General features: G+C 41.2%; 9 protein-coding genes. All 9 read right to left on the bottom strand.

Annotated features, from left to right (window positions below):
* Nucleotides 1-8: 8 nt before the first annotated feature.
* Nucleotides 9-1,121, bottom strand: a complete 1,113-nt coding sequence (locus ADIAL_RS05900) for a hypothetical protein (protein WP_034301228.1) — start codon at nucleotides 1,119-1,121, stop codon at nucleotides 9-11.
* Nucleotides 1,122-1,294: 173 nt separating this feature from the next.
* On the bottom strand, nucleotides 1,295-4,477 hold the full coding sequence (locus tag ADIAL_RS05895) for an N-acetylglucosaminidase (protein ID WP_034301226.1): 3,183 nt from the start codon (nucleotides 4,475-4,477) through the stop codon (nucleotides 1,295-1,297).
* A 363-nt stretch (nucleotides 4,478-4,840) separates the two neighbouring features.
* Nucleotides 4,841-5,743 (bottom strand): glycosyltransferase family 2 protein, encoded by a 903-nt coding sequence (locus ADIAL_RS05890; protein ID WP_051503753.1) that lies wholly within the window; start codon nucleotides 5,741-5,743, stop codon nucleotides 4,841-4,843.
* Nucleotides 5,744-6,946, bottom strand: coding sequence for a hypothetical protein (locus tag ADIAL_RS05885; RefSeq protein ID WP_034301222.1), 1,203 nt, complete (start codon nucleotides 6,944-6,946; stop codon nucleotides 5,744-5,746).
* A gap of 30 nt (nucleotides 6,947-6,976) precedes the next feature.
* Complete coding sequence (locus ADIAL_RS05880) at nucleotides 6,977-7,729, bottom strand: glycosyltransferase family 2 protein (protein WP_034301220.1); 753 nt, start codon at nucleotides 7,727-7,729, stop codon at nucleotides 6,977-6,979.
* Nucleotides 7,730-7,770: 41 nt separating this feature from the next.
* Nucleotides 7,771-9,138 (bottom strand): sugar transferase, encoded by a 1,368-nt coding sequence (locus tag ADIAL_RS05875; protein WP_034301217.1) that lies wholly within the window; start codon nucleotides 9,136-9,138, stop codon nucleotides 7,771-7,773.
* Nucleotides 9,139-9,156: 18 nt separating this feature from the next.
* The gene (gene wecB / locus ADIAL_RS05870) at nucleotides 9,157-10,275 is read right to left on the bottom strand and encodes a non-hydrolyzing UDP-N-acetylglucosamine 2-epimerase (protein ID WP_034301215.1); all 1,119 of its coding nucleotides are present in this window, start codon (nucleotides 10,273-10,275) and stop codon (nucleotides 9,157-9,159) included.
* A 127-nt stretch (nucleotides 10,276-10,402) separates the two neighbouring features.
* A complete protein-coding gene (locus ADIAL_RS05865) occupies nucleotides 10,403-11,344 on the bottom strand; it encodes a glycosyltransferase family 2 protein (RefSeq protein WP_051503752.1) in 942 nt (313 codons plus the stop codon).
* A 106-nt stretch (nucleotides 11,345-11,450) separates the two neighbouring features.
* Nucleotides 11,451-12,878, bottom strand: a complete 1,428-nt coding sequence (locus ADIAL_RS05860; RefSeq protein WP_034301210.1) for a lipopolysaccharide biosynthesis protein — start codon at nucleotides 12,876-12,878, stop codon at nucleotides 11,451-11,453.
* Between the last annotated feature and the right edge of the window lie 8 nt (nucleotides 12,879-12,886).

The following is a 12,886-nucleotide window of genomic DNA, read 5'->3' as shown; positions in this document are numbered from 1 at the left end:
AGCTATCTTTATATTTTTATTACTTTAATTTCACTCTTGAACAATTTGCTGTTCGTTTTCTGTTTTCTGTACCATTTCTTGTCTGTTTCATTATCTTCAATGATAATAATGACCTCATCAATGTCACTCGCTGGTTTCGCTGCATAGACATTTTCTTGAATTTCAATACTTGCAGGCTGGGTCTTTGAAAACACGTCCTTCAGTGACTGGATGACCTCTTGATTTTGTGCTACGACAAGTTTTTCTTTGCCTTCAGGATACGCAATGACTTGTTTGAGTTCTGAATAATCAACTTCTTCACTGACTCTACCGTCTGTCAAGTTGATGTACATATCCTTACTTAGAAGGTTTAAATTAAACAGTGGATGGACTTTAGACTGATAGACACCTTGCAGGTAAGCAACTATCATGCCGAAACCGAAGCCAATGAATAGGCCTGCTATTCCATTGATCAGGACATCTACCCATGCTATATCATTTGTTTCTTCAGGATCTGACAGTTCCTCCATAGCCTCTTCTGACTGCACAGATAATGGCTGGTTCTCAAATAAAAAGACCAACTTATCGTCTAAGACGGGAAGCGTGCCGTCACTTAGGGCATCAAAGTAAATTTGGCTGATGGCTGCACTCAATTCAGCATCTCCCGTTCCTATAGTTAAGGTAAACACTACATTTGTGGAATTATAATCCAAATCCAAGAAATAATCTTCAATTATTGTTAAATCTGTTTGCGTTTCTTCTTCAATCATGGACAGTACATCTTCAGATAAAAAGACTTGTTCCAGCAAATTGGTTCTTGCGAAGACACTTCCGTCTACATTTTCGACGTAAAAACGAAAAGCATAAGCTTCTTCAAATAAGTAGTCATCAATCACTGCTAACTCACTTGCAGATAACTCTTCAGGGTCTCTTTCCAATAAGTCTCTAACAGATTGATCTCCCCTGTCTGACTCTTCTTCAGATACTTCAGTATCGTCTCCTGAAGTATTGACCTCTCTAAAACTTTGATAGAGTGTCACGCCAGCAAAGACAATAGACACAATAAGCATTATAGTTACAACCGTACCTTTTTTCTGCTTAAAAAACTGCTTAAAATCAATCACCGATAATCCGTTTTCCATTTTTATTTACTCCGTCCCTAAACATAGTAGCACCCTATCCAATAGATAAGATTTATTTTCACAAACTAGAACCATCATACCATAGAAATATGTCCATAAGAATATGAATATTCGACAAAATGATTAAATTTAAAAAGAGGAAGACGTATGCACACGCCTTCCTCTTTTTGAGCTTACTGGTATTTCGGTATGTCAAAATTCAAAATAAGGTTATCCATCAATGAATAGCCGATGATACTTCTCAGCATGCTTGTTTGCTTAGATGCCCAGCCAACATCTGTCGCATATTGATGAACCCCCGGCATAGCAGGATTCCATCGCATTTTGTACAATGTGTTCTGTCTATAGGTTGAGTGGTTTACGTATGATCTGGAAATCCACTTAGCGCCTTCAATAATTGAAATTTCCGGTGTGAACCAGCCTTCTATATATGCGCGCTCAGCACCCAGCCTTACAGGGGCATGGTCCACTGCTCCAATACCAAACATATTGTAGACGACTCTTGGTGTCACAGGCTGGCCATTGACTTCATCGACCAATACACCTGTTGCCAGTCTAGACGATCCCCGTCCTGTTTCCAGGATAGCATGAGAAATCAGGTAAATCTCATTGACGTCTGCCTCTATACTGGCTTGTCTAAAAGCAGCGCCCTGGCCTTCGAGTATTCCCGCGTTGCGAAGCTCTCTGTTCAGATTCTCAACGGAAACCCCCACCGATCCTTGCAAGTTCAAAAACTGTAGCATCTCCCTGTTAGCAGATACATGATTGGCACTGCCAGATATCCAGGCTTCAGAGCCATTAAAGCCTATCTTGTACCAGCCGCTTTGCTCATCTATGATGGTGAATTCCTGTCCTCTGGAAACGGACCCCACAACCGAATGGCTTGTCCCTGGTCCACTACGGACATTTAAAACGTCTACGATGATTCGAGCAGTAGTAAACATGTTAGTTAAATCACTCATATCACTAGGCAAGATGTTATTGGGATCCATGTAGCGTATAACTTCTTCCCTGGAAGCATTTCGCCATCCTCCGTTATGAGAGGCCTGAGGTTTTGCTCTAAGGGCCATTTGTCTATCCACTGCTGCTTCAAAAGAAGTGGAGTACGGAGACTCTCTGATTATCATATTCGTCAAGTACAAATGGTTTGTTGCCAGGTATCTGTATGATTCCACTCTAGTTCGCATCGCATGAGTGATATTGTCGTTATTCAAAAGTCTGTTGTAATAAATGAGAGCAGTTGAGAAGTTTCCCTGCTTGTGACTATTTTCGCCTAGAGATAGTACTCTATCCGCTGCAGAACGAAGGGCTTCAACTAATGACGACTGACCTGGATAGTACGTGAGTCCTTCGTTTGCTATATCCCATGCTTGAGAAGCACTTCCTGCATTCATAGACTGAGTATAAAACTGACTAGCTGTCGTCAGCTCTCTTCTATTTTCAGCTTGCTTTATCAATACTTGTGCTTCTGTTTTAATATTTGGAAGCACATGATTGTGAGAAACCAATTGGTTGTAATACATCAATGCAGCATTAAAATTCCCTCTTCGGTGATTACTCTGCCCTAGTGCGTATATTCGGTCTGCTGCAGCGTTTAAACTTGCTTGAACATCTGAATGAGCAGGAAATACTCTCATTCCTTCAGTTGCGACTGCCCAGGCCTCAGATGCTATGGGAGCAGAGATTGTATCTCTCAAGTAGTCTTCTGGCGTTCTAAACTCCCACCCATTATTCACTTGCTCAAGATGAGCAGCCGTTAGCGTGCGCATTTCCTCATTGACTCTGCTTTCCGCTAAAAGCCAGGAATAATACAACTGTGCAGTTGCTTGTCTTCCCGAGCGGTGATTGCTTCTTCCCATTGCGTAAATTCTAGCCGAAGCATGATCTACTGCTTCTGTCATGCGACTATGATTGGGGAAGCGCGCAATAAGTCTTCCTAAGTTATTCCACGCCTCAGTGGCTGAAGAAGCGTTGATCGTGTCGTAAAATAGATCTGTTTCAGAAGTGTTTATTTCCTTGCTTACTTCCGCATATCTGACTAATGCTTCATCAAGCAGATTCTGATCAAGAAGTTCTTCCTCTAAAAGCAGAGCGTAATATTGCAAGGCCAGTTCGAATCTATTAGAACGCTGACTACTTCGTCCCATGGCAAAAATACGTTGTCCAGCAGCATTTACTGCTTCACTTAAACGACCATCTGTTGGGTACAGATTCTTATATTCCATTGCGGCATTCCAGGCACTTGTTGCGGTATTTGCATCTATAGTGTTGGTATAGTATGTACTTGCAAATCCTAACCGTACTTCACTGTTTGCCATAGTGATCAAGGTATTTAGGGACGCTTTTATATTACTTGGAACATGCGGCTGATTCAGCAGCTGATTGTAGTACATCGTAGCTGTTCGGTAATTTCTATTTCGGTGATTACTTTGTGCAAGTGAAAAGATTCTATGGCTCGCTGCCTCAAATGCTTCTGTGATTCGATAATCATTTGGGTAATGCTTATTGAGTTCATTTGCATAGTGCCAGGCTCCACTTGCAGTATCAGCGTTTATAGAGTTAGTATACAGTGTATGCGCTGTTGGTCTGGAGCTGCTGCTTTGAACAGAAAACCTTGCAAAAAGCTGTTCTTTCTCTTCTTTTAACTCTTTATCTCTGTCGTCATCTTTTTCCTGCTCTTCTGTAGCGTCACTTTCTTCTAGCTCCAGCTCTTTGTCTGTTGACTCTTTTTCAGACTCTACTATTGATTCAGAAGGTTCGTCATCATTCAGCTGGTCTTCTGTTTCCGCCATGCCCTTTTCCTCTTCTGCGAGTTCGTCATCACTCTCAAGGCTTGTTTCCTCTGTGTCTTCTGTGTCTTCTTTGCCTTCAATCGTTTCAATCAACACTTCGGATTCATCTTCTCCTGACTCATCCACAGTCGCTTTTAATAGCTGCAGCAGATTTTCAGCAAACGCTGTATCCACGTGTTCATATTCATTTATCGACTCTTCGTCTAAATCCACTTGTTCAATCGACAAACTTTGCAATGTTTCTATCAATCCACGCAGCTGATCATTCAACGAATGGTTGTCCAGAAGATCCGAATACGTTGTTTCTGCATCCTCATACTGCTGCTTTAAATGATAACTGATTCCTTTATGTAACTGACTTAATCCTGTCTCTGAAAGCTCGCTGTCCATAGATGTTACGATTAGCTCGTTGAAGTTCTCCAGGCTGCTGTCTGGTCCTTCGCTTTGAACAGCCGGTTCACTCTCTTGTGCTAAAGCTTGCTCTGCACCCAGAATGGTTGAGGCGAACATAGAAGCGACTATTATTTTCTTTATGTTTGCTTTTCGTTGGGACGAATAGTACATGTTGACACTCCTTTATAATTATACACATTTATTTTTATTACCATTATCATCTTAGATGAACACATATAAATATGCAACATAATAAATAGTACAAAAAGGTGAACAATTTGGCTATACAATTAATTATTGTATACATATTTTGGATAGGTTAAGACTATTTAGAATAAATAAAAAGTGGCCCATCGAGAGCTGTTCTCTCAATGAACCACTTTGTTTAGCATTCAGCTTTGAAACAAAGGACTCTTTCTCTTGTCCTTGCATGTGAAGCCGGCAGCTGAGATCATGTCTGACCTTGTGCTGACTTTACATACCCGTGCATGCACGCGAGAATCCCTCTTTTAGTTGATTTCTTTTCATCCTCAATTAACGTCTATTCTTTAATTTTAGTAAAAATTTAAACGGAATGGGTACCGATAAAATATAGATCACGTTTTTTATGCTTTTCTTCTGACTGAACGCTTTAAAGGCGTATGTCCACGCTAATCGTTTATTATTGTTTCTTAACGCTATATTCGCTATGCTGATGAAATAATTTGACCGTTGCCGCCTGCTTTCTTCTTGAGTGAGTGACTGAAACAGCGATGTATACTTACTGTCTATGATCTGGATAGCTCTTTCATGCTTTTTTGTACTTAAAGAAATTTGCTGCTCTCCCGAGTAATTATAGTAGTTGACCATAGGCTGATCTACGAACCCTACTTTAGTTACTTGACACACTCTTATCCACAAATCGTAATCTTGTTTAGCTGGCATAGCGCTGTCAAAGTAGCCCGACTGGTCAAGAACGTCTTTTTTTATCATTACACTAGGTGTAGCCCCGATAACATTTTTCATCAAAATGTCTTTTGACAGGTCCCCTTTTTTACCCGACAAAGAATAATAGGTCACATTCTCCTTCACATATATAACGTTAATTCCTGTATATACCATACCTATAGAGCTATCGGAGTTGAAAACGTCCATCTGAGCTTCCAGTTTAGACGGCAGCCATTCATCATCGTCGTCTAAAAAGGCAATATACTTTCCATTAGAAGCCTTTATCCCTTCGTTCCGCGCATTATTGGCCCCTTTGCCAGGAAAGATTGAAAGAAATTGAATATTTGAATATTTTTCCTGATAGGACTGAACGACTTCTTCGGTATTATCCGTCGATCCGTCAGATACGACGACTATTTCAACATCTTTATACGTCTGGTTTAAGACACTTTCAATTGCTCTTTGTATCAAATCGCTTCTATTGTGCGTAGGTATGACTACACTGATCATTTATTTCTCTCCTTTTAGAGTATAGCGGTGATAATTACTTTGTTCGATTGAAAAGATTAAAAGAATTAAAACTAGAATAGAAAATATAGGAGACAAATATCCTCCCTTTTGGAAATTAAGTAAAACAAAAGTCAGACCCAATCCCCTATTGAGCTTGAACAGGTAAGCAGTGAAGATTAGAATAACACCAAATGGAATAATACCCATATCAGACAAGAAATAGGCATAGACATTTTGCAGAGGTGGCGTGTGTCCAAGCCCTCTTCCCATGAGTAGCGTATCTCTTGAGACATAGAGCCAGCTGTTGATCAACCGGACAAATGCAGAGTTATCTCCACCACTTATAATATCGCTTGTTCTCACAATCACTGTCTGATATAAGTTATCTCTAAACATATATATGACTGCCGCTAAAATAATTAACGAGAGAAGAAAGAAGACTTTCGATTCTTTTATTCGCTGATATTTGTTATCGAGTGTGATCAACTTGAAAAGAAGGATAATGCTCAGCACAAAGATAGAAGCATAGGACAAGGTCAAAATTGTTCCAATGATTAACACAATGTTTACCCACACAGGAACTTTTTCTCTTAAGTTACTAAATACATTCACTCCGATAACCATGTTTAAAAAATAACCCATATGTGCCGGCTCTGAAAAAATACTGCGTGTGCGAACAATAAAACCTGGCCCTCTGAAGCGGTAACTATGCAAATCACTACGCGTAAATGACCACAAGAATTCGTACGGAAGATGATCGAAGTACAGTATCGCTAATGTGATATAAATCCCAATAAGTATAGTTATGAGAGCCGCTATATTTAGCATAACTAAAAACTGCTTTTCTAGTTTATTTACTCGTATATAGTTATATGTGATATTGATGAAAAAGAGATAAGCAAACACTTTAACCACATTAAACAACGCCCGGTTAAAAATAAAGGTCATGTCTACTGACAAATTATAACTAAACTGGAGAACGAAAAACAGAAGGGTGCCTATAAAGAATCTATAATTTATTGACTTGACACAGCTCAGGTCAGTTAAACCTATAAGTAGGACCAGTAGGCCAATCAGTATTTCACTGACTGCAACCAATCCAAACATCCAGTCTGACATCAGAATGGATAAGGCTATCAGGGACAGTATCGAATATTGAATGCCTTTTTCTCTAGTGGCATGACTTTCACCTAATGTCTTCAACGCATAGCCTCCTCCTTTCAATCGCAAAGACTACAGTCTTCTTTTCAGTGCATTCAAAGTATAGCTCGTAAAATAGTACAGTGCTTTGTGCAGTGGAAGCTTTTCTAAATGACGATACGTGTTCCAGGTTCTTTTTAGAGCTTCCACTTTATTGCTCGATATGGACCCTTTGACAATTCTGTAAGATCCGAGCACGTCATCCACTAAGTGAGCGGTTGCCCCTTCTCTTAACAGCATAAGCCAAGTAGCCGTATCCTGTCCTTTTCTCACTTCAGGCATCCTGAAGTCCCCGTGTACAAACCGGTCAATTACGACTGTTGAACAAGCAATGGCTGTGTTCTTAAGCAAAGCATGATAGCTTAATTTCTGAGGTAAGGGCACGCTATCTTTCATTACTTCATTCGCTTCTGATATCATTTCAAAGTTTGTATACGTGAAACTGTAGCGATTGTTTTTCATACTGGTAATCTGTTTTTCCAGTTTAATGTCTTTCCATTTATCATCACTGTCAAGAAAGGCGACATACTGCCCTTTTGCATGTTCAAGACCCATGTTTCTGGCGACAGCTGCACCACTATTTTTGGGAGTCTGGAGAACTTTTATGCGTTCGTCTCTCTTCGCGTATTCACTGATCATAGTCAGACTATTGTCCGTTGAATGGTCATCAACCAGCAGCAACTCGAATAAAGTGTACTTTTGTCCTAAAACTGAATCGATGGTTTCTTTTAAAAAGCGTTCTGCATTATAGACGGGGGTAATGATTGATACTACATTTTTTTCCATTGTTTTCTCCTAGCACACATCATCTGATTTGGGTTAGCGGGCTACTTCAACACCACTATTTCTTCTGGCAATTTCATTTCTGTCACATTTTCTTCGTCTGTCAAGCCCTCTGATGACACTTTGTCAAACAGTATTTTGATGGTTTGAAGCATGATTTTGACATCAAGTACAAACGAATACTTTTTGATGTAAACCAGATCAAAGTTCAGTTTACTGTTAAAGTCTGTGGCATACTTTCCATACACCTGAGCATAGCCGGTAATCCCTGCTCGTACATTGTGCCTCAAATAATAGTAATTATTCTGCTCTTTAAATTGTTCTACAAAGAAAGGACGTTCCGGTCTAGGACCGACTAAGGACATCTCTCCTTTAAGCACATTGAACAGCTGAGGTAATTCATCGATCCGAAGTGAGCGAAGGTACTTCCCTACTTTAGTGACTCGCGAATCATTGGCGGAAGCTAAAACAGGTCCTGAACGTGCTTCTGCTGTTGCACTCATTGTACGAAATTTCAAAATACCAAACTCTTTTTGGTCTTTTGTGATGCGGATTTGCTTGTAAAAAACAGGCCCTTTGGACGTCGCTTTGACCAACACTGCCGTAATAACTATTATGGGTGATGTGACGATTAGCATGGCCAAAGAAGCTGCGATATCCACTAGACGTTTAATCATGTCGTCTTCAGGAGAAATACTGAAACTTGACGCTTCAATGATACTTTCATCTTCAATACTCATAATATTTGGGTTTACGAGGACTAAGTTTTCAAAACTCGTATTTAAGAACAATTTTTTATTCTGTCCGATAAGCAAATCATAAATGGCAATTTTTTCAGACTCAACCAGCTTGTCTGCCAAGTATACGATATCCACAGAGTTCATATGCTTCTTGATATTCTCATAAAAATTATCAATGACAATGGCTTTGACCGCATGCCGGTTGTTTTTTGAGCTGTCAAAGTTTCTGACCGCAGCCATGCATGCTTCTTCAGATCCAACAACCATGACCTTTTTAGTGCCGTCTATTTTGACATAAAGTTTAAACACAATTGATCGCCATATGATAAGAATAAAGCTACTTACGAAAAAGCTTATGAATATGACCGAACGCGGAAAGGCAAACCATCGTCCGTAAAAAGTCATAACCATAATGACTAGTCCCATTGAAAGCTGGGTTATTATTGTTAAAAAGATAAAATCCATTATTCTCTTGTTATAGAGTATATATATCCCGAAAAGTATATTTAAGATAATAAATCCTATTAATATATATATTCTTGCTCTTTCATAGGCCAAGAAATTTCTTCTCGGTATGTCCATGTTATACCGTATCATAAATGATAAGACAATGGAGAAGTGATACAGCAGGACATCAATAAGTCCTATCGTTAATTTTTTTGTCTGCGACATTATTTATTTCCTCCGCTATTAATTAAAGTATTGCTTGATTTGGTTGATTATCCTTTTACTTGCTTGCCCATCACCATATGGATTAATGGCTGTGGCCATATTAAAGTATGCTTCTTCGTTTTCCAGTAATTCTTTTAAACTAGTTACTACATCATGTTTATCTGTTCCTACGACTTTTAAGGTCCCGGCTTTTACTCCTTCAGGACGCTCCGTTTTTTCTCTCAAAACTAGTACGGGTACGTCAAGTGCCGGCGCTTCTTCCTGTAACCCACCTGAATCGGTTAATACTATGAAGGACTGTGCCATGACTCTGTGGAAAATATCGACTTCTAGCGGTTCAACCAAGTGCACTCGTTCATGATGACCTAAAATATCATTGGCCAGTGACTGCACAGTCGGACTCAAATGTACAGGCATAATCACCTCAACATCACTGTACCCATCCATCAGTTCAATAACGGCCTCGAAAACATTTTTCATTGGAAGACCGTAGCTTTCCCTTCGATGCATAGTAAGCAACAGCCATCTCTGATCCGGGCCTGACTCCATCAAACTTAGCACTTCATGTCTACGCTGCGTGTTCTTCGTATAGTGAACAGCATCAATCACGGTGTTCCCCGTCACACTGATATGTGCTTCTGTTTTATGCTCGGACAATAGATTCTGTTTTGTTTCGTCAGTTGGCACAAAAAATAAATCAGTTACATTATCAATGAGCTGACGGTTAACTTCTTCAGGAAAGGGAGAATACTTATCATACGTTCTCAGTCCCGCTTCCACATGTCCAATCGGTATCTGCTGATAAAAAGCGGCTAAAGCAGCCGCAAAACTGGTCGTGGTATCTCCATGAACGAGAACCATATTCGGTTTTTCCCTTTCAAATATTGCTTCAATGCCCTTTAGTACCTCAGCAGTAACGTCAGATAAGGACTGATTTCTTTTCATTATATTCATATCATAATCTGGTACAAGATCGAATACATCAAGTACTTGATCAAGCATTTCTCTATGCTGGGCAGTCACTACAACGAGCGGCTCGAAAAAGTGGCTGTGTTTTTTTAGTTCATGAATAACAGGGGCCATTTTAATTGCTTCCGGTCGCGTACCGAAGACAACAGCTATTTTTTTCTTTTCCATTACTATGTCGACTCCATCCTGACCAGTATTTTTCAGACAATCAGGCATCATTTTACCATAAAACCTTAGTCTACAATATGCCGAAATTCCATTTGTCACAAACTGGTAAAAGTGTCTGATTTATTTATTAGTTCATCTGTCCTTTGTTGAGCTTCTGCTTCAGTCGGGCAAGAGTCAGATACAGCTTGTCTTTTGAGCTGACACTTTTCAAATCCCTCAACTGCTTTTTTAAAATCGGCTCAACCGGGCTGGTCTGCAGGCCGTTATAAATGGACAGCAGCTGCCGTTTGATAAAGGCCTTCTGCTCTGCTGTATAGGTCTCTTTCTCGTATTGGTCTTCCAGAGCTTGAAATACTTTGATGTAGGATTCAAAAGAGCGCAGCTTGTGCATCTTGGACTGTTCGGTCATCGTCGAAGCCAGCCGGTAACGTCTGTGGTAAAAGTGTTCGTTTAAATAAGTGAAACGGCTGACTGAGGCAAAGAGTCGGGTGGTGTAGTACTCGTCTTCGTGGAGCACCCCTTCAATGAACTTTAGCTCTAATTTATCGATACATTCCTTCGTTGCTATATACAAGCAGGGTGACGCACTGTAACTTTTTCTGTTTTTGTCCAGGGCTTCAGGCCCTTCATAGACCGCTTTGTCTTTTAGGACAGCTGAAAAGTCATAGGGGTTCTGTTCCTGCTGGCTTGCTTCATGGCCGTCATGGAAAGCTCTGGCATTGAAGCGGACCAGGTCCGCTCCTGTTTTTTCCAGCTGGCTGACGGCTGCTTCAACTGTTTGTTTCTCGATCCAGTCGTCGGAGTCCACAAAGTAGACGTACTTGCCTGAAGCCTTTTTAAGGCCTTCATTGCGGCGGGCCCCTTGGCCTTTATTAACCGTATGGCTGATCAGCTGGATCTGGTCCTGATACTGCTTAAGCAAATAAAGCGTCGCATCTTTTGACCCGTCATCAATCACAATAATCTCAATCGGCTGATAGGTCTGATTCAAAAGCGAATCGATGCATTCTTCAATGTAGCGTTCAACGTTATAAGTCGGGACAATAATGGAAACAAGCGGTTTGGACATAAGACAAACTCCTTTCATGAATCATCTGTTAGTGTATGTTCAGTAGGTTGCATTTAGGCCTTGAGGTGCTCCCTGGATGCTGGTTGGTTGAGTCCGTGCGTTTATGTCAGCTGCGTGAACGGCTGACTTCTCTCAGCAGACGCTTGAATTCCCCAGTCAAGAATAAGCCGGCAAGCCAAGTCACCGCAAACAGGGCACTATTTGCGACTAGGCGGGCAAACAGATTTAGTGGCAGGTCCGGCAGAAGCAGGAAAACCACCAGCTGCATCCCGGCCATAATCAATGGCTTGACCAGGACTTTGAAGAAGGTAATGATGTTGTCGTTAAACATGCGGTGCATCAAGAGATAGTTGGCCTGAACCAGGTTCAGCGTGAAGCTGATCACTAAAAACAGGGCCACATATTCGATTTCACCAAGCAAAACACCGATAATGATCCCGGTGACATTGAAAACTGTGGACAACACACCGGACAAAAGCAGCAAGTCCGTGCGGTTGCCCGACTGGAAGATCCCGCCGGTACTGGACAAAATCATCTGGACCCAGATGGACAATGCCAGTAGCTGAAAGGCCCGGATACTGCCGTCCCACTGGAGGCCCCATAGATTTAAAATAATTTCTTCGGCCGAAAAATACAGAAAGACCGACAGCGGCAGACCCAGCGTGGCCAGGAGGTTTGAGATCCGCAGGTAGACTTGCTTGATCCGCTCTTTTTCATCCGCATAGTCAGACAAAATCGGATGAATCACAGAGGTGACTACACTGGTCAGAATCTGGTTCGGATACAAGGAAACGGTATAGGCCCGATCATAATAGGCCAAAGCGGTGGACGAGAAATACCGGCCAATCAGCAAGTTGTCCAAATTTCTAGAAAAGTAGTTGATAAAGTTAAAGAGAAACTGGTTTCTGGAAAAAAGGTAGATCTTCTTGAGCGGCGCCCATTTGAAGCGCATGCTGATTTTCGTGTCGGTTTTCAAGTAAAAGACTAGAAACAGGGTCATCGCCTTGGTTGTGTTCCCGATAATCATCGAGTAGTAGCTGAAACCAAGAAAAGCCAGCGTGATCGAAACCACACCGGACACTAACGCCCCGCTGACGGTTGCCACATTCACCAGCTTAAAGTTCTGCTCTTTTAAAAGCAGCGACTGTGGGACCACGAGGATACCGTAAAAGAACACGGCAACAGCCAGGATCCGGCTGATCTGAATAAAGACCTCATTGCCGTAAAACACACTCATCGGATAGCCCAAGAAAACGAATAGAATGCCCAGGGCAATCGCTATGTAAATGCTAAAGTTGAAGATCGCATCCACTTCTTTTGGGTTCAGGTCTTTGTTTTGGATAATGGCCGGGCCCAGTCCAAAGTCTGCCAGCAGCTGAAAGAACACTAAAAAGATATTGACCGCTGATACAATGCCGAACTCGGCTGGGGTCAATATCCTGGACAGGGCCGCCTGGACAAGCAGCTGCACAATCATGACCGAATACTTGCCCATAGCTGTATAAAGGATGCCTCTTTTAAATTGATCGAACATAATAGGTA

It is taken from the genome of Alkalibacterium sp. AK22, assembly GCF_000585255.1.
Lineage (GTDB): Bacteria > Bacillota > Bacilli > Lactobacillales > Carnobacteriaceae_A > Alkalibacterium.
Note: the sequence above shows the minus strand (reverse complement) of the source record. Positions and strands in the feature narration are given on the sequence as shown.